The following is an 18806-nucleotide window of genomic DNA, read 5'->3' on the forward strand; positions in this document are numbered from 1 at the left end:
TCGTGACGGCTGAAGCCCAACGACGGCGGGCATTCTGGCAGATCCTGCTGATCGCGGCGGGTCTCGTGGTGCTGACTGTGATCAGCGCCGGCTCGGTCTACCTCGTCAACAAGGCGCGGGAAGACAGCAAATGGGTGGTCCATACCATCGAGGCGGAGAGCCAGATCAACGCCCTGTTGCTGGAGATCCGCCGTGCGGAGAGCAGCGCCCGCGGCTTTCTCCTGACGCAAGGACCGGATTTCCAGTCGGACCACGAGAAAGCCGTGGCGGCGATCATTCCGGCGCTCGACAAGCTCACGCGCCAGATCGGCGACAATCCCGCGCAACGCGACAGCATCGAGAAACTGAGCGCGGCGATCGAGACCCGGCTCGACCAGTTCTCGCGCGAGATGAAGTTCGTCAGGGAGGGCCAACCCGACCGCGCCATTGCGCTGATCCGCGAGGCCGCGGCGGCCAATACCACGACCACGATCAGCAACCAGGCCAACGCGATGATCCGCGAGGAGGAACGGCTGTTCCGGCTCCGGACGGAAAACTCCGACCACAGTCAGACCCTCGCTGCCTCGATGACCGGCATCGGCTCCGGCCTCGTGGTGCTGCTGGCCATGATCTCGACCTGGCTGGTGCGGCGCTCGGCGCGGGCCCGCGACGAGGCTGAAGCGCGCCTGCGCGATTCCAACGTCAATCTGGAATCCGTCGTCGACGAACGCACGGCGGATTTGCGCGAGGCCAACGACGAGATCCAGCGCTTCGCCTATATCGTCAGCCACGATCTGCGCTCGCCGCTCGTCAACATCATGGGCTTCACCAGCGAGCTCGAAGAGCTCGGCGGCGATATCTTCCGCCGCATCGGCAGCCTCGCCCAGGTTTCTGCGAACGGGGCGCCCCTCGCCCCCGCCGGACCGGGCGAGATGGTGCTCGATGGCGCGGACAAGCAGCTGTCGGAGGATTTTTCCGAAGCGCTCGGCTTCATCAAATCGTCGATCGCCAAGATGGACCGGCTGATCTCGGCGATCCTCAACCTCACCCGCGAGGGCCGGCGCGAATTCCAGCCGGTGAAGATCGACACAGGCGAGCTGATCGAGGCCATCGTATCGACGCTGGCGCACCAGGCGGCCGAGGCGCAGGCCGAGATCCATCTCGAGCCGCTGCCTGACATCGTGAGCGACCGGCTCGCGCTCGAGCAGATCTTCTCCAACCTGATCGACAACGCGATCAAATATCTGAAGCGCGGGGTACCCGGAGACATCAGAATCCGCGGGCGAACCAAGCTCGGTTACGCTATCTTCGAGATCAGCGACAACGGCCGGGGGATCGATCCGAAGGATCACCAGCGGATATTCGACCTGTTCCGCCGCGCGGGAACCCAGGACAAGCCCGGCCAGGGCATTGGTCTTGCGCATGTGCGTGCACTTGTGCGTCGCCTCGGCGGCACCATGTCGGTATCATCGGAACTGAACGCGGGCAGCACCTTCACGATCACGCTGCCGATCGCCTGGAACGTGAACAACCGGAACAGAGATCGATGACCCAGCCTGTCACCATCATCATGATCGAGGACGACGAGGGCCACGCCCGCCTGATCGAGCGCAACATCCGCCGCTCGGGGGTCAACAACGAGATCGTCTCCTTCCAGAACGGCACGGATGCGATGCTGCATCTGTTCGGCGCCGACGGCAGCGGCCTCGTGCAGAAGGGCAATGCGCTTCTGATCCTGCTCGACCTCAACCTGCCCGACATGACGGGGATCGACATCCTCCGGCAGATCAAGGAAAACAAATATCTGAAGGCTTCGCCCGTGGTGGTGCTGACCACCACCGACGATTCCCAGGAAATCAAGCGTTGCTACGAGCTCGGCTGCAACGTCTACATCACCAAGCCCGTCAACTACGAGAATTTCGCCAATGCCATCCGGCAGCTCGGCCTGTTCTTCTCGGTCATCCAGGTCCCGCCCGCCGCCCCATGAACCAGCGCACGCCGACACTGCTCTACATCGATGACGACGGCGCGCTGGCGCGCCTGGTCGAACGCGGCCTGACGCGGCGCGGCTACAGGGTCGTCCATGCCGCGAGCGGCGAGGAAGGCCTGGAGCGCATCCGCCGCGCGAGCGCCCAAGGCAATGTCGATGCCGGCATCGACGTGGTCGCGCTCGACCAGTACATGCCCGGCCTCGACGGGCTGGAGACGCTCGAGCAGATCATGGCGATCCCGGACGCGCCGCCGGTCGTGTTCGTCACGGCTTCGCAGGATTCCAGCATCGCCGTCACCGCGCTGAAGGCCGGCGCGGCCGATTATCTCGTCAAGGACGTCACCGGCGATTTCATCCCCCTGCTCCACGTCGCAGCCGAGGGCGCGCTGCGCCAGGCCGAATTGCAGAAGGCGCGCGAGGAGGCCGAGGCCGAGATTCATGCCTCGCGCGACCGCTACGCGGCCCTTGCCGCCGAACGCGAGATGCTGCTGCGCGAGGTCAATCATCGCGTCGGCAACTCGCTCCAGATCATCGCCTCGCTGCTGCACCTTCAGGCAAGCTCCGCCGCGCAGGACGAGGTCAAGGCGGCGCTGACCAATGCGATGGGCCGCGTCGCCGCGGTCGCGCAAGTGCACCGCCGCCTCTACACCTCGCAGGACCTGAAGAGCGTGGTGCTGAACCAGTATCTGGATTCCCTGCTCGAGGATCTGCGCCGTTCGGCCGAAGGCAACCGGATGTCGCGCCTGACGCTGAAGGCCGAGCCGATCGAGATCGATCCGGATCGCGCGGTTGCCGTCGGCATCATCGTCAACGAGCTGGTGATGAACGCCGTGAAATACGCCTATCCCGACGGCGCCGGCCCGATCCATGTCGAGCTGAACGCGAAAGGAGACGATCTCCTGCTGTCGATCACTGACGACGGCGTCGGCGACGCCGTCAAGGCCGATCCGCGCTCCACCGGCATGGGCCAGCGCATCGTCGCGGCGATGGCCGCCAAGCTCGACGCCACGGTCGAGCGCGATCCCAGCCATTCCGGAACCCGGATCGTGCTGAAGTTCGGTCGCCTGCCCGCAGTTCCCGGCAAGACCAGCACCGCCGCCGCAAGCTGAGCTCGCGCCCTGCTGTGCACCCCATCGCAACGGCATCGCGATCCTGCTATGGTCGCGAACCATGACTTCGCGCGACTCCGCTCCGTCTGAAATCACCCCGGCCGTGCTGCTGCGCGCCTATGCCTGCGGCATCTTCCCGATGGCGGAAAGCGCCGACGATCCGACACTGTTCTGGGTCGAGCCGGAATTGCGCGGCGTCATCCCCCTCGACGGATTTCGCGTCGCCTCGCGGCTCGCGCGCACCGTGCGCTCGGACGTCTTTCGCGTCACCGTCAACACCGCGTTCAAGGCGACGATCGCGGGCTGCGCCGCGCCGCAGGAAGGGCGCGAGGACACCTGGATCAACAAGCGCATCCGCGACCTCTATGGCGGCCTGTATCAGCTCGGCCATTGCCACAGCGTCGAGGCCTGGCAGGGTGAGGATCTCGTCGGCGGCCTGTATGGCGTCAGCCTGGGCCGCGCCTTCTTCGGCGAGAGCATGTTTCACACCGCGCGCGATGCCTCGAAGGTCGCACTGGTGCATCTGGTCGCGCGGCTGATCCATGGTGGGTTCGAGCTGCTCGACACGCAATATGTCACGGAGCATTTGAAAAGCTTCGGCGCGGTCGAGATCTCGCGGCGGCGCTATACCGCCCTGCTCGACAAGGCGCTGGCCGGCGAGCCCGGCGATTTCCTCAGGCTCTCAGCCGGCGACGCGATCCCGGGCGCGCGCGCGCTCGAGATCATCGCTTCTCGACAATAATCCAGATTTACCGGCTACCAAACCCGGGGATACCGAACAGACCCGGCCGCTGCTCCGGCGGCGGGGGCGGCGGTGGTGCCGGCTGCTGCTGCTGGATCGGCGGCAGAGGCTGCGGCGGACGCTGCTGCACCTGCTTCGGCGCGGCCTTCTTCTGCGCGGGCGGCGGTGGAGGGGCCGGCTTGGTCGCGGGATCCGGCGCCGCGGTCGCGATGGTCTGCTGCGGCTCTTTGCAGTCGGTGAGCCAGATGTCGTAGATCGGGTGCTCGACGCCATGCAGGCCGGGGCTTGCCGCGTACATCCAGCCCGAGAAGATGCGCTTCACCTCGCCCTGCAAGGTGATCTCGTCGACCTCGACGAAGGCGTCGGTGTTGGTGGCCTCCGTTGCCGGCCGCGTGTAGCAGGCGTCGGTCTTGACCCTGAGCGCGCCGAACTGGACGGTCTCGCCGATCTCCTCGTCGAAATTGATGATGCGTCCGGTGATCTTGTCGAGGCCGGAGAAGGTCGCCTTCTTGTTCACGATCTTCTGCGCCGGCGGCTCGGTGACGACCTCGTCGCCCGGCTGCAGGCTTGCCGGGGTCTGCGGCACGGCGCCGGGAGCGCCCTTCTGCTGCGGCTGGCGCTGGCCGGGCGCACCTGGCTGGGCACCGCCCGGCGGCGCGACCGCCACGGGCGGCTGGTTCGGCGGAGCGACGGTGGAGCCCGGCGGCGGCGCCAGCGGCTGGCTCTCGACTGGTCCCGGCATCACATTGCCCTGCCGGCCCGGCGGCGGAGGCATCGGGCGCGACGGCAGCACGCGGCCCTGCGGCGGCAGCTCCGGCACCTCTTCGTCGTCGTCGGGAATCTGCTGCGGCTGCGGCTGGCCGCGCGGAATTGTGCCGGGCGGCCGCATCGGCGGCGGATCGGAAAAGATCGTGCCGATTTGCGCCTGAGTCGGCGTCGCAACCGTCAGCGCGGTGGCGGCCAAAAGCGCCGCAAGACCTGTCAGGGTAATGGTTCGAAACATCTCGCGCGGCTTCAACAGCGAATCGGGCTTGTTGGACATTCTACAGGGGTTACCGCCGCTCGCAGGCCATCCGGTTAACACGGCGAATACGGCGGGGGAAGGGCGGCAACCCTGCCCTTCCCGGCCCCATCTGGCCAGACCGGCACCTGAATGGGATAGTCGCGGAGCCCCTCGCGGGGGCGCAGAGGCGGGCATCCCCCTAAAATGCAGCCAACCATAACCAGAAACCTCCCGAGGTCGCTCCCATGCCCGTCGTGCTCGATCCCGACGCCGCCGCCGTCTACAAGGCCTTCCAGGAGGCCGGCCGCCCCGCCTACGAGACCCTGACCGCACCGGAGGCCCGCGCGTATTATGCGCAGGCGCGCTTTGCCACCAATCCTGACGCGCCCGAGCTCGCCCGCGTTGAGCCGCTCTCGATCCCGGCCCCGCACGGCGCCATTCCCGCCCGCCTTTATGTTCCCAAGGAGCCGCGCCGGCACGACGGCCTGTCGCCCGCGCTGGTGTTCTTCCATGGCGGCGGCTGGGTGATCGGCGATCTCGACTCCCACGATGTCGTCTGCCGACAGCTCGCGGTCGAAGGCGCGCTGGTCGTGATCTCGGTCGATTACCGTCTCGCGCCTGAGCACAAATTTCCCGCCGCGGCCGACGACGCGATCGCCGCAACCAGATGGGTTGCCGCCAACGCGCGCGAGCTCGGCATCGACGCGTCCCGGCTGTCGATCGGAGGCGACAGCGCCGGCGGCAATCTCACCGCCGTCGTGGCGCTCGCCGCGCGCGACGCCGGCGGGCCTGCCCTCGCGGGCCAGGTGCTGATCTATCCCGCCACCGATTTCGCCCTCACCCATGGCTCCCACAGCGAGCCGGAGACCAGCGTGCTACTGACGCATTCGGTGATCCGCTGGTTTCGCGACCATTATCTCAACGGCGCCGCCGACATCCACGATTGGCGCGCCTCGCCGGCGCGGGCGCAAAGCCTGGCGGGCCTGCCGCCGGCCTATGTGCTGACCGCGGGCGCCGATCCCTTGCGCGACGAAGGCAACGAATACGCCGCGCGCCTCAAGCAAGCCGGCGTTCCCGTGACGACCAGGCATTATCCCGGCCAATTCCATGGCTTCTTCACGATGGGCAAGCTGTTGCGAGAGGCCAATGTCGCCGTCGGCGAGATCGGCGCATGGCTGAAGGGATTGGGCTGAAACGCCGTCCCGCATGGCCTCTCCGCTGCAATCCATCTCCGCTCTCCCGGCGCGCGTCCTGACCTGGCTCGGCAGCCAGGGCACGCGCGGCGTCGCCGCCATCGTGTTCATCGCGGCCGCGGTGCCGCCGCTCGGCGCATTGCTGCGTCCCTATCTCACCGAGGCTATTCTCTGCCTGCTCTGCATCTCCTTCATGCGGGTCGACCTGGCCGCGCTGTACAGCCATCTGCGCAGGCCGGCGCTGGTTGCGACGGCGACCGCCTGGACCACGATCGGCGTGCCGCTGATCGTCGGTCTGATCGCGCACGCAACCGGCCTCTCGGTGCGCGCGCCCGGACTGTCGCTCGCACTGATGCTGCAGAGCATGGCCTCGCCGATGATGGCCTCCCCAGCCCTCGCCGCACTGATGGGTCTCGATGCCACGCTGGTGCTGATCACGCTGGTGACCTCGACCGCGCTGGTGCCCTTCACCGCCTCGATCTTCGCCGGCCTTTTCCTCGGCGACATGCTGAGCATCACCCCGCTGACGCTGGGCCTGAAGCTGCTGGGCATCCTCGCCACGTCGCTGCTGGCCGCCACGATCATCCGATGGATCTTCGGCGCGGAGGCGATCCGGCGTCACAAGACGCCGATCGACGGCCTCAACATCATCATCCTCTTCATCTTCGCCGCCGCGATCATGGGCGACGTCGTGAGCGACCTCCTCGCACAGCCGCTCTTCACCCTCAGCCTCGCAGCTCTGTCCTTCGCGATCTATTTCACCCTTCTCGCGATCACCACGCTGCTGTTCCGCCGCATCGGCACCGAGCGCGCGCTGGCGCTCGGACTGATGGTGTCACAGCGCAATCTCGGCCTGATGCTGGCGGCAACCGCCGGTGTATTGCCACCCACCACCTGGCTCTATTTCGCGATGACGCAGTTTCCGATCCACCTTGCGCCGTACCTGCTGATGCCGATCGCGCGGCGGCTGACGGCGCGCGCGAAGGCCTCCGGCTCTCCCGCAACCAGCGCGCCCTAACTGGTCCTTGCCGCGCGCCGTAGCGCCTGCGGCGGCTGGCCGAAGGCGCGGATGAAAGCGCGGCGCATACGCTCGGGATCACGGAATCCCGTGGCTTCCGCAACGAGCTCGATCCCCTCGCGCGACGACTGCACGCGCTCGCGCGCGACCTCGAGCCGGAGCCGCTCGATCGCCTTCGACGGGGTCGTGCCGGTCTCGGCGGCGAAGGCGCGGGCGAAATGCCGCGCGCTCATGCCGGCGCGATCGGCGAGGTCCTCCACCGTCAGTGGTGCGTCGAGATTTTCGCGCGCCCAGGACAACAGCGCGCCGAAGCGGCCGTTCGGCGTCTTCAGCTCCAGCAGCGAGGAGAACTGCGACTGGCCGCCGCTGCGGCGATGATACAGCACGAGGTGGCGTGCCGCCTCCTGCGCGATTTCCTCGCCGAGATCTTCGGTCACCATGGCGAGCGCAAGGTCGATGCCTGCGGTGATGCCCGCCGATGTCCACACATTGCCGTCGCGGGTGAATATCTGGTCCGGCTCGAACTTCACCTTGGGATAGCGCGCGACGAAATCGCGCGTGCGTCCCCAATGCGTGGTGGCGCGGCGGCCGTCCAGCAGGCCCGCCTCGGCGAGCACATAGGCGCCCGAGCAGACGCTCGCGACGCGCACGCCGCGCTTTGCCAGCCGCTGCAGGAAGGCGCGCGTGACCTCGCAGCGCGCAGCATCAGCAACGCCCACACCGCCCGCGATCACCAGCGTGGTGATGGCATTCGCCGACTTGAAATCGCGCGCCATCATCTCGACGCCGGAGGAGCTGCGCACAGGTCCCGCATTCAGCGCCAGCACCCGCAGCGCCAGCGGCTTGCCGGCGCAGCGTGCCGCGACCTCGAACACCGAGATCGGGCCGGCCGCATCGAGCAGCTGGAAGTCCGGGAAGATCAGAATGCCGATCATGGGCGATGTCCGAAATAGTGGGAATTATGCCATTTCAGACACGAAGGCAGCATGCCAGTCTTCGCTCGTCAAGCTCATCTTTGGAGAACTCGCCGATGTCGTCACCGCTCCAGATCGGTCTTCTGATATTTCCGCGCGTCACCCAGCTCGACTTCACCGGTCCCCTGCAGGTGTTCGCCATGGTGCCCGGCGCGAAGCTGCATTTGATCTGGAAGCGGATCGAGCAGGTCGCAAGCGATTCCGTGCTGACGCTGACGCCGACCACGACGTTCGCCGAGTGCCCGCAACTCGACGTGATCTGCGTGCCGGGCGGCGGCGGCACCAACGACCTGCTGGGCGACGAGGAAGTGCTCGACTTCCTGCGCAAGCAGGCCGAGGGCGCGAAATATGTCACCTCCGTCTGCACGGGATCGCTGGCGCTCGGCGCCGCCGGCCTGCTCAAGGGCTACCGCGCCGCGACCCATTGGAGCGCGATGGAGATGCTCAGCCAGTTCGGTGCCACGCCGACCAAGTCGCGCGTCTGCATCGACCGCAATCGCATCACCGGCGGCGGCGTCACCGCCGGAATCGATTTCGCGCTGACACTGGTGTCGATCCTGATCGACCGCACCACGGCGGAAGCGATCCAGCTCCAGATGGAATACAACCCGGCCCCGCCGTTCAATTCGGGCTCACCCGATACGGCACCGGCCGAAGTGATGGCCCTGCTGCGGGAGCGCGGCGCGCAAAATCAGGCGCGGCGGCTGGAGGCGGTGAAGCGCGCGGCCGAGCGGGTGACGTAGTCCGTGTCCCGGACGCGGAGCAGCGTGCAACGCTGCTCCGCAGCGTCCGGGGCGCGAGATCTGGCACAAGCTGCCAACAGAAAAAGGCCGCTCGGTTTCCCAAGCGGCCTTTCCTGTCTTACGGCGGCTGCACATTCACATCGGGCGATGTCGGAGCTTCCAGACCGGGGGCCTATCTCCCGATCGAGTCCTTCCTCGGCGGCCGCTGCATCTCGGGACAGTCGCGAACTGTTGCCCGAACCGAACGCAATGGTCTCCCATCTCCGTAAGATGGGATCATTGAGCCGCACGGCTTGCGCTGTGGCAATGTCGGCGCAGACGCCTTCCCCGCTGTTCCCGTTGTTCACAGCAAGCGGCAGCGGATGCGCATGCATCCAGTTTGACGATGGAGATCGCGCCGGCCGGGAGGCCTAGCCAGGCGTCCAGGGCTGATAGTCGCCGGTCGCCTTCGGACGCTTGCCGCTGGCGAGGGTCGATCCCGAGGGACGGTAGGCCATCGCCGTGCCGGTGAGATTCGGCTGGTGCGGCTTCTCCCACTCGCGCGGCTGATAATTGGCCTCGGTCGGCGGCACGTCGACGACGTGATGGATCCAGCCGTGCCAGGACGGTGGGATCCGGCTCGCTTCGGCATAGCCGTTATAGACCACCCAGCGCCGCTCGAAGCCGAGGGTCGGATCGACCACCCCGCCGCGGGTGCGATAGTAGAGATTGCCTTGCTCGTCCTGGCCGACCAGCTCCCCGTACCGCTTGGTCCAGAGTTGGGTGCCAAAAGTCTGGCCATTCCACCAGGTGAAGAGCTTGAGGAAGAACTGTTTCATGCGGCAAGGGCCCTGCTTCGTCCGGCCCTGATGCCATCCGGGCGGCGAAATGTCCAGTTCGACGGGCGGCGGTGCCTGCCTCAAATGCGGGGCCTCGACCCCGGCGCCGCCGCAAATCGGACGCGATCCGTTCATGCCCGGTACAGCGGTTGCGAGAGAGGCTCCCATTCACGCGCAAACCGGCGTGATCCCAGGAACCCCAGCCCCTTCATAGGGTTTGCTTCCGGGAAAGGAGTTTATCATGAACAGTCTGAGAGTTTTGAGTGCCGCCGCAACGCTGGCGCTCGTTCTACCCATGAGCTCACCGAGCTTCGCGCAGAACCCTGGCCCCCGTAGTGTCGGTGGTATCTCAGCCGGCGGTGGCGGCGGTGGCGGCGCTCACTTCGGTGGTGGCGGCGGTGCACGCATGGGCGGCGGCGCAGCGATCCACGGCGGCGGCGGCAATTTCGCGGCCGGCCCGGCGGCGCGTCCGAGCGGCGGCAATTTCATAGCGAGCCCGGGGCCCCGCACCGCCGTCTCGCCGTCGTTCGGCGGCAGCCGCGGCGTCGCGACAGCCGGCAACTGGCAAGGGGGAAGCAACTGGAGCGGTCGCCATTGGCACCATCGTCATGGCGGCGGTTTCTGGCCCGGCTTCGCGGCAGGCGCGGCGATCGGCGGCGTGGGCTCGTACGCCTATTACGGCGGCGGCTATTACGATGATCCCTATTACTATGGCGACAGCTACTACGACGAGCCATCAGTGGCAGTGGTTCCCGACAGCGGGGGTGACTCCTCGGCCTATTGCGCGCAGCGCTACAAATCGTATGACCCGGCTTCGGGCACCTATCTCGGTTATGACGGTCAACGGCATCCCTGCCCGTAACCATTCCGACCGTGCGTGAAGGAAGGCGTCGCAGCGCTGCGACGCCTTTTTCGCGCAGCACGTGCATATCGATGCTGTAGCCCGCGGCGAGCCCGTCGCCCGCGATGATACGTACATATGAATCTAAATGGACCTGTATGCATCGCACCGTGCATATCTACGTTGATCCAATCCAAAATTGACCCGGCACACGATTCGCGGATATCACCAATCCCAGTGGGGACTTCGATTACTGGGAAGTGTCATGCCGCGTATTCTCGTGGTTGATGACGATCCGATGGTCGGCGCGACCATCGAGGTCCTCCTCCAACGTCAGGGCTTCGACGTCACGCTGGCCGACGGTGGTGAAACAGGACTGGCTGCGCTGGAAGCGCAGGCCTTCGAGGTGATGCTGGTCGACATCTTCATGCCGCACATGCGCGGCTTCGAGTCCATCCGCATCTTCCACGAGCGCGCACCAGCTACTCCGCTGATCGCGATGTCCGGTTACGCCTTCGCATCATCCGCCTCGCCTTCTCCCGATTTCCTCCGCATGGCGCTGGAGCTCGGCGCAACGCGCTGCCTGCGCAAGCCGTTCACGCCGGAAGCGTTGCTGACCACGATCCGGGAATGCCTCGCGGGCGAGAGCGCACAGCCGAAGGACAAGAAAGAAGCCCCTTGATTCCAACGCAGCGCGTCATTCTGGGTGCCGGACTTGCCATCCTCCTGATCATCACCGCGGCCTCGATCGCCCTCGACGTCAAGTCGCGGTCCGATGCGGCGTGGGTCCATCAGACCGTCCAGGTGCAGAAGAATATCTCCGATCTGCGCGTGCTGCTGCGCCGCGCCGAGAGCGCCGCGCGCGGCTTTGAGCTCTATCGCAATCCAGCCTTCAGCAGCGAATTCGACTCCGTTCACGCCCAGATCGCGCCGGCCCTCGCCGAGCTCAAGCGCAGCGTGCGCGACAACCCCGATCAGGTCGCGCTGCTGGAGGGTACCGAGCCGCTGGCGCTGCGCCGCGTCGAGATCGCCGCGACCGCGATGCGCCTGCGCGCCGCGAACGACGAGGCCGGCATAGCCGCGCTCAACGGCAAGGCCGAGGGCCGCGGCCTGATGGACACGGTGATGGGCAATCTCGACCGTCTGAGCGCGGAGGAAGAACGTCTGCTCGCCGTGCGCTCCCAGGATTCGCGTCGCAACGGCATCGTGCTGCTCGGCATCGACGTCGCCGGCGCGATGGTGATCCTTCTGCTGGTCGTGATGGTGATGCGTGAGGGCCGACGCACGGAGGTCGCGCTCAAGAGCACGCTGATGGAGACCACAGCCGCCAAGGAAGCGCTTGCCGCGGCGGTGGCCGAGCGCACCGAGCATCTGGTCACCGCACATGACGAGCTGCGCCTGTCGGTCAACGTGCTGCAGAGCACGTTCCACAGCATGGCGGAGGCGGTGCTGGTCATCGATACCGAAGGCAATGTCCTGCTGTCCAATCCGGCCGCCGAGCGCATGCTGCTGCATCGGACCGGCATGAACCTGCGCAATCTGCGTGCGATGTCGGACGTGTTTCACGGCGACGGCGTCACGCCGATGAAGGCCGACGAGCTGCCCTCGGTGCGCGTGCTGCGCGGCGAGAAGTTCGAGGACCTGGAGATGATCGTCCGCCCGCACAGCGGCAATCCTCCCCGCCATCTCATGGTCAGCGGCCGGCCGATGCTGGACGGACAAGGCGAGATTTCCGGCGCTGTGCTGGTCTATCACGACGCGACCATGTCGCGCGAGACCGAGCGCCAGCTGTACCAGTCGCAGAAGCTGGACGCCATCGGCAAGCTGACAGGCGGCGTCGCGCACGACTTCAACAACATGCTGACCGTGATCTCCGGCAACACCGAGACGCTGGTGGAAGGCCTGAAGCAGCAGCCCGAGCTGCAGCGCGTGGCGCGGCTGATCGACGATGCCGCCGAGCGCTGCGCCGAGCTGATCCAGCATCTGCTCGCCTTTGCGCGCCGGCAGCCGCTGCAGCCGCGCAACGTCGAGATCAACGCCGCGATCGCCGACATCGCAAAGCTCTTGCGTCCCACCCTCGGCGAGCAGATCCAGATCGAGACCGTGCTGGAACAGGGACCGATGACCGCGCATATCGACCCGTCCCGGCTCACCAATGCCGTGCTCAACATGGCGATCAACGCGCGCGACGCCATGCCGAACGGCGGCAAGCTGCTGCTGGAGACCCACCGCGTCGTGCTGGACGAGGCCTATGCGCAGGCCCATGCGGACGTGGCGGCCGGCCCCTACATCATGCTCGCCGTCAGCGACACCGGCACCGGCATGACCATCGAGACCCAGCACAAGGCGTTCGAGCCCTTCTTCACCACCAAGGAGGTCGGCAAGGGATCCGGCCTCGGCCTCTCCATGGTCTATGGCTTCGTCAAGCAGTCCGGAGGCCACATCAAGATCTACAGCGAGGAAGGCCACGGCACCACGATCAAGCTCTATTTGCCGCCGGGCGAAGGCACGACGGAGATCGCCGCCGCCGCCGCGCCGCAGGCCGAAGGCGGCGCCGAGACCATCCTCGTCGTGGAGGACGACAATCTCGTGCGCAACTTCGTCACAGGGCAGCTGCAGAGTCTCGGTTACAAGACCGTGGCCGCGCCCGACGGCAAGGCCGCGCTTGACTTGATCGCGGCCGGCCAGACGTTCGATCTGCTGTTCACCGACGTCGTCATGCCCGGCGGCATGAGCGGACGCGAGCTCGCCGACGAAGTGGTCAAGCTGCGGCCGGGCGTGAAGGTGCTCTACACCTCCGGCTACACCGACAACGCCATCGTCCATCACGGCAAGCTCGACGACGGCGTGCTGCTGCTGACCAAGCCGTACCGGAGAAACCAGCTCGCGGAGATGATCCGGAAGGCGCTGGGTCCTTAACGCGTCGCCAGCACCACCGCGGCCAGCGTGAACACCAGCGCGGCGATCTGCCCTGCCCCGAGCGGCTCGCCCAGCGCGATCGCGGAGGCCACGACGCCGATCACCGGCACCGCCATGGTGCCGATCGCGGCCACTGATGCCGGCAGCCGGGCAAGGGCCGCGAACCAGCTGACATAGGCGATGCAGAACTGCACTACCGTCGAATAAACCAGCAGCCACCATCCGGCCGGCGTCACCTTGGACAGATGCGTGGTCTCGACCAGCAGGCCGATGATCGAGATCGGCAGGCAGCCGATCCCGATCTGCCAGGCCGCGGCCGTGATCGGCGGCAGGTGGATCGGGTACTTCTTGGAAAACACCGTGCCGACGGCAAAGCCCAGCGCGCCGGCAAGCGCCATGACGATGCCAGGCAGCTTCTCGACGCTGGCGGCGATGCCGTTGCCGCCCATGATCGAGGCAAGGCCGACGAAGGCCATCACCAGCCCGAGCGTACGGAGCAGCGTCGGCCGCTCGCCCAGCACCGGCCAGGCGATGATCGAGGCCCAGACCGGCATGGTGTAGGCGATCAGCGCCGCCTCGCTGGCGGGCAGCCAGAGCAGCGCCAGCCCCATCAGCACCATCCAGCCGGTGACGTTGAGCACGGCGGCGGTGAGCAGGCGCGGCCAGATTCCCGAGTCCACACTCAGGCTCTGACGGCGCAGAATCGCCAGCGCAGCGAGCAGGAGCGCGCCCAGCACGCCGGTCACCCCGCGCAACGTCAGCGGCGGCAGCTCCGAGAGCAGGAATTTCGTGACCGGCCAATTGAAACCCCAGCCGATCGAGGTGATGGCGAGGAACATCAGGCCGGCCGGAGCGATGCGCGGTCGCGACACCGGCCTGGTCGAATCAAGCATTGGGGGTATCCGGCAAAATCGAGCGTCAGCTTGGCGCGGATTCGCGCAGCCCACCACCACCTCGGCGGGCATGCCTGCCCTCACCTTCCGTAGGGCTACGTGAGTCCTGCTGACGCAATCCCTTCGGCCAAAAATATACCTGCCCTGTGAACAGCGGGATGAAGCATCTGCAGCATCACCGAATGCAAATTTTTTCGGTTGGGAATCTCTGAGGACTCACTGATACTTGGGCACACAACAGGCGCGGCACCGACCCCTGTTATCCCCCACAATCCACCATATTTAGTATTTGATTCAGGAACCCGCACTAGTTCTTGACGGGCGCAACGGAGAGTCCTAGCTTTCGGTCCGTTCGGCGCGAGTGAGTTTGCGTCCCGCCGGCACTCCCCCAAAGGGTCTCGCAAATCTTCAACTCCGCCGGCCAGCCAAAGGCAGCGGATGAGGGCTTGTCTGCCCGCGAAAGGCAGACTCTTCGGGCGCCGAACGGGCCGGCAACAGGCTCGGATGGCAGATTTCACGCTGGTGCAAACCGGCACCTGCGTGAAGTGAGAGACGTTGTGACGGTGGGGCGTTGAACGCGTGTCGGGCTCATCCCCTTGGGGGCGGATGGGCCTGGGCATGCCGGCGGGTGATCGGTGCGCGCATCGAACCACCGCGTCGGGAGAACAAGGGCCGGGTCCACCGGCTGAACTGCGGTTGCCAAAGGCCGAACGGGCCGAAGGCGCCGCGAAACGAAATGTCGACCGGCAGGCCTGAACGGAGGCTGGACCGGTCAAACTTAAGGACGGGGCAAGACGATGCGGATTGAGCGGCGCCACACCACGGTAGGACAGTCACCTTACGCCGGGATCGATTTCCGGCTGACCACGTCGGAGATCAGGAATCCCGACGGCTCGGTCGTGTTCAAATTGGACGGCGTCGAGGTCCCGACCGAGTGGTCGCAGGTCGCCTCCGACGTGCTCGCCCAGAAGTATTTCCGCAAAGCGGGCGTTGCCGCGCTCCTGAAGAAGGTCGAGGAGGAATCCGTCCCCTCCTTCCTGTGGCGTTCCGTGCCCGACACCGACGCCCTCGCAGCCCTGCCCGAGAAAGAGCGCTATGTCAGCGAGCTCTCGGCCAAGCAGGTGTTCGACCGCCTCGCCGGCTGCTGGACCTATTGGGGTTGGAAGGGCAAGTATTTCTCGACCGACGAGGACGCCCAGGCCTTCTACGACGAGCTGCGCTACATGCTCGCGATGCAGATGGTCGCGCCGAACTCGCCGCAATGGTTCAACACCGGCCTGCACTGGGCCTATGGCATCGACGGCCCCGGCCAGGGCCATTATTACGTCGACCCCTTCACTGGCAAGCTGACCAAGTCCAAGTCGGCCTATGAGCACCCGCAGCCGCACGCCTGCTTCATCCAGGGCGTTGGTGACGACCTCGTCAACGAAGGCGGCATCATGGACCTCTGGGTCCGCGAGGCCCGCCTGTTCAAATACGGCTCCGGCACCGGCTCCAACTTCTCCCGCCTGCGCGGCGAAGGCGAAAAGCTCTCCGGCGGCGGCCGGTCGAGCGGCCTGATGAGCTTCCTCAAGATCGGCGACCGCGCCGCGGGCGCGATCAAGTCGGGCGGCACCACGCGCCGCGCCGCCAAGATGGTCGTCGTCGACGTCGACCACCCCGACATCGAAACCTATATCGACTGGAAGGTGAAGGAGGAGCAGAAGGTCGCCGCCCTCGTCACGGGATCCAAGATCAACCAGAAGCACCTCAAGGCGGTGCTGAAGGCCTGCGTCAACTGCGAAGGCTCGGGCGACGATTGCTTCGACCCCGAGAAGAACCCGGCGCTCCGCCGCGAGATCAAGCTCGCGCGCCGCAGCCTCGTGCCTGACAATTACATCAAGCGCGTCATCCAGTTTGCCAAGCAGGGCTACAAGGACATCGCGTTCGACACCTACGACACCGACTGGGACAGCGAAGCCTATCTCACGGTCTCCGGCCAGAATTCCAACAACTCGGTCTCGCTGAAGGACGACTTCCTGCGCGCGGTCGAGACCGACGGCGACTGGAATCTGAACGCCCGCACCTCCAAGAAGGTGACGAAGACGCTGAAGGCGCGCGACCTCTGGGAGAAGATCGGCTACGCCGCCTGGGCCTCGGCCGACCCGGGCCTGCACTTCAACACCACCATGAACGACTGGCACACCTGCAAGGCGTCCGGCGACATCCGCGCGTCGAACCCGTGCTCGGAATACATGTTCCTGGACGACACCGCCTGCAACCTCGCCTCGGCCAACCTGCTGACCTTCTACAACACCGAGACCAAGCGCTTCGACGTCGAGAGCTATGAGCATCTCTGCCGGCTCTGGACCATCGTGCTCGAAATCTCGGTGATGATGGCGCAATTCCCGTCGAAGGCGATCGCCGAGCTCTCCTACGAGTTCCGCACGCTCGGCCTCGGCTACGCCAATATCGGCGGCCTCCTGATGACCATGGGCCTGCCCTATGACTCTAAGGAAGGCCGTGCGATCGCCGGCGCGCTGACCGCCGTGATGACCGGCATCACCTACAAGACCTCGGCCGAAATGGCGGCCGAGCTCGGCACCTTCCCCGGCTACAAGAAGAACGCCGCGCACATGCTGCGCGTCATCCGCAACCACCGCCGCGCCGCGCACGGCCAGTCCAACGGCTATGAGGCGCTGTCCGTCAACCCGGTGCCGATGGACCTCGTCTCCTGCCCGCAGGCTGACCTCGTCAGCCACGCGCAGGCGGCCTGGGATGCGGCGCTCGAGCTCGGCGAGCAGCACGGCTATCGCAACGCCCAGACCACGGTGATCGCGCCCACCGGCACGATCGGCCTCGTCATGGATTGCGATACGACGGGCATCGAACCGGACTTCGCCCTTGTAAAATTCAAGAAGCTCGCCGGCGGCGGCTACTTCAAGATCATCAACCGCGCGGTTCCCGCGGCGCTGCGCGCGCTCGGCTATCGCGAAGCTGATATCGCGGAGATCGAGGCCTACGCCGTCGGCCACGGCTCGCTCTCCAACGCGCCCGGCATCAACGCCTCGACCCTCAAGGCCAAGGGCTTCACCGATGAAGCCATCGCCAAGGTCGAGAAGGCGCTGCCGACCGCCTTCGACATCAAGTTCGCCTTCAACAAGTGGACCTTTGGCGAGGATTTCATCCGCGACCAGCTCGGCATCGGCGCCGAAGCCATTGCGGCTCCGGGCTTCGACCTCCTCCAGGCCGTCGGCTTCACCAAGCGCGAGATCGAGGCGGCCAACGTCCACATCTGCGGCGCGATGACGGTGGAAGGTGCTCCGCACCTCAAGGCCGAGCACTATCCGGTGTTCGACTGCGCCAATCCCTGCGGCAAGATCGGCAAGCGCTATCTGTCGGTCGAGAGCCACATCCGCATGATGGCAGCTAGCCAGCCCTTCATCTCGGGTGCGATCTCCAAGACCATCAACATGCCGAACGACGCCACGGTGGAGGACTGCAAGTCCGCCTACATGCTGTCGTGGAAGCTCGCGCTGAAGGCCAACGCGCTCTATCGCGACGGCTCCAAGCTCTCCCAGCCGCTCAACTCGCAGCTCATCAGCGACGACGAGGACGAGGACGATGCGGTCGAGAGCCTCTACGAGAAGCCGATGGCGGCGCGTGCCACGCAGGTCTCGGAGAAGATCGTCGAGAAGCTGGTCGAGCGCATCATCGTGATGCGCGAGCGCGAGAAGATGCCTGACCGACGCAAGGGCTACACCCAGAAGGCGGTCGTCGGCGGCCACAAGGTCTACCTGCGCACCGGCGAATATGACGACGGCCGTCTCGGCGAGATCTTCATCGACATGCACAAGGAAGGCGCCGCGCTCCGCTCCTTCATCAACAATTTTGCGATCGCGGTCTCCCTCGGTCTGCAATATGGCGTGCCGCTCGATGAATACGTCGATGCCTTCACCTTCACCCGCTTCGAGCCGGCGGGCCCCGTGCAGGGCAACGACAGCATCAAGTACGCAACCTCGATCCTCGACTACGTCTTCCGCGAGCTCGCGGTGAGCTACATGTCGCGCTTCGACCTCGCCCATGTCGATCCCAACGAGACCGGCTTCGACGCGCTCGGCAAGGGCGTCGAGGAAGGCAAGGAGCCGGACGAGGACGGCGGCCACCACGCCACCCGCCTGGTCTCGCGCGGCCTCACCCGCTCCCGGACCGACAACCTCGTCGTGATGCGCGGCGGCAGCGCCGCAGTCACCCAGGGCAACGACAGCGCGCCCTCAGGCGGCAGCAAGGTCACGGCGATGGCGGCCCACGCCACCAGCGCCCGTGTCGGCGATGCCCTCGAAGGCGCCGTCGCCCTGAAGCAGGAAGTCCAGCACGACCTCTCGCCGACGGAGAAGCTGGAAGCCCTGCAATGGAGCAAGGCCGGCAGCGCCGCCACCGCCGTCCCCAGCAAGGCCGAGCGCCGCGCGGAGGCCAAGGCCAAGGGCTACGAGGGCGAGATGTGCTCGGAGTGCGGCAACTTCACGCTGGTTCGGAATGGCACATGCATGAAGTGCGATACTTGCGGCAGCACGACGGGGTGTAGCTGATATCAACAGCGCAAGC

The 18806-nt window shown here is 66.2% G+C and carries 15 protein-coding genes; 11 read left to right on the plus strand and 4 right to left on the minus strand.

The annotated features are described in order from the left end of the window. Positions 1-2 precede the first annotated feature (2 nt). The 4 genes from AC0WRY_RS18775 to aat all read left to right on the plus strand — a co-directional run bounded on the left by AC0WRY_RS18775 (position 3) and on the right by aat (position 3820). A complete protein-coding gene (locus tag AC0WRY_RS18775) occupies positions 3-1529 on the plus strand; it encodes a sensor histidine kinase (protein ID WP_491120352.1) in 1527 nt (508 codons plus the stop codon). Further along, positions 1526-1966: a response regulator gene (locus AC0WRY_RS18780; protein ID WP_194402298.1), complete on the plus strand. Its 441-nt coding sequence runs from the start codon at positions 1526-1528 to the stop codon at positions 1964-1966. The genes AC0WRY_RS18775 and AC0WRY_RS18780 overlap by 4 nt, the downstream gene beginning before the upstream one ends. Continuing rightward, the gene (locus tag AC0WRY_RS18785) at positions 1963-3078 is read left to right on the plus strand and encodes a sensor histidine kinase (RefSeq protein WP_491120354.1); all 1116 of its coding nucleotides are present in this window, start codon (positions 1963-1965) and stop codon (positions 3076-3078) included. The genes AC0WRY_RS18780 and AC0WRY_RS18785 overlap by 4 nt, the downstream gene beginning before the upstream one ends. 61 nt (positions 3079-3139) lie before the next feature. After that, a complete protein-coding gene (aat, locus tag AC0WRY_RS18790) occupies positions 3140-3820 on the plus strand; it encodes a leucyl/phenylalanyl-tRNA--protein transferase (RefSeq protein WP_491120356.1) in 681 nt (226 codons plus the stop codon). A gap of 7 nt (positions 3821-3827) precedes the next feature. Here the strand turns inward: aat and AC0WRY_RS18795 are convergent, their stop codons facing one another. After that, positions 3828-4862 carry a DUF2155 domain-containing protein gene (locus AC0WRY_RS18795; protein ID WP_491120358.1) on the minus strand — a complete coding sequence of 345 codons (1035 nt, stop codon included), beginning with the start codon at positions 4860-4862 and terminating at the stop codon, positions 3828-3830. A 206-nt stretch (positions 4863-5068) separates the two neighbouring features. On the opposite strand from AC0WRY_RS18795, the gene lipP1 reads away from it, so the two are divergent. Together lipP1 and AC0WRY_RS18805 are read left to right on the plus strand one after the other, a co-directional pair. Further along, complete coding sequence (lipP1, locus tag AC0WRY_RS18800; protein WP_194402302.1) at positions 5069-6016, plus strand: LipP1 family hormone-sensitive lipase; 948 nt, start codon at positions 5069-5071, stop codon at positions 6014-6016. 13 nt (positions 6017-6029) lie between these two features. Further along, positions 6030-7034, plus strand: coding sequence for a Na+-dependent transporter (locus AC0WRY_RS18805; protein ID WP_491120360.1), 1005 nt, complete (start codon positions 6030-6032; stop codon positions 7032-7034). Here AC0WRY_RS18805 and AC0WRY_RS18810 read toward each other — a convergent pair. After that, positions 7031-7969, minus strand: a complete 939-nt coding sequence (locus AC0WRY_RS18810; protein WP_194402304.1) for a GlxA family transcriptional regulator — start codon at positions 7967-7969, stop codon at positions 7031-7033. The genes AC0WRY_RS18805 and AC0WRY_RS18810 overlap by 4 nt on opposite strands. Positions 7970-8064: 95 nt before the next feature. Between AC0WRY_RS18810 and AC0WRY_RS18815 the strand changes: the two genes are divergently transcribed. After that, positions 8065-8751, plus strand: coding sequence for a DJ-1/PfpI family protein (locus AC0WRY_RS18815; protein WP_194402305.1), 687 nt, complete (start codon positions 8065-8067; stop codon positions 8749-8751). A 410-nt stretch (positions 8752-9161) separates the two neighbouring features. Here the strand turns inward: AC0WRY_RS18815 and AC0WRY_RS18820 are convergent, their stop codons facing one another. After that, entirely contained in the window at positions 9162-9569 is a 408-nt protein-coding gene (locus AC0WRY_RS18820; protein ID WP_194402306.1) for an NADH:ubiquinone oxidoreductase subunit NDUFA12, read from the minus strand. A 241-nt stretch (positions 9570-9810) separates the two neighbouring features. On the opposite strand from AC0WRY_RS18820, the gene AC0WRY_RS18825 reads away from it, so the two are divergent. The 3 genes from AC0WRY_RS18825 (at position 9811) to AC0WRY_RS18835 (ending at position 13329) form a co-directional block, all read left to right on the plus strand. Beyond that, positions 9811-10431, plus strand: coding sequence for a BA14K family protein (locus AC0WRY_RS18825; protein WP_491120363.1), 621 nt, complete (start codon positions 9811-9813; stop codon positions 10429-10431). Between the two features lie 244 nt (positions 10432-10675). Beyond that, complete coding sequence (locus AC0WRY_RS18830) at positions 10676-11092, plus strand: response regulator (RefSeq protein ID WP_194402308.1); 417 nt, start codon at positions 10676-10678, stop codon at positions 11090-11092. Further along, on the plus strand, positions 11089-13329 hold the full coding sequence (locus AC0WRY_RS18835) for a CHASE3 domain-containing protein (protein ID WP_491120365.1): 2241 nt from the start codon (positions 11089-11091) through the stop codon (positions 13327-13329). Before AC0WRY_RS18830 ends, AC0WRY_RS18835 begins: the two co-directional genes overlap by 4 nt. Here the strand turns inward: AC0WRY_RS18835 and AC0WRY_RS18840 are convergent. Beyond that, entirely contained in the window at positions 13326-14222 is an 897-nt protein-coding gene (locus tag AC0WRY_RS18840) for a DMT family transporter (RefSeq protein ID WP_491120367.1), read from the minus strand. The genes AC0WRY_RS18835 and AC0WRY_RS18840 overlap by 4 nt on opposite strands. 797 nt (positions 14223-15019) lie before the next feature. On the opposite strand from AC0WRY_RS18840, the gene AC0WRY_RS18845 reads away from it, so the two are divergent. Further along, on the plus strand, positions 15020-18790 hold the full coding sequence (locus tag AC0WRY_RS18845; RefSeq protein ID WP_194402311.1) for a vitamin B12-dependent ribonucleotide reductase: 3771 nt from the start codon (positions 15020-15022) through the stop codon (positions 18788-18790). The last annotated feature ends 16 nt before the right edge of the window (positions 18791-18806 follow it).

The organism is Bradyrhizobium sp. T-12, assembly GCF_058314695.1.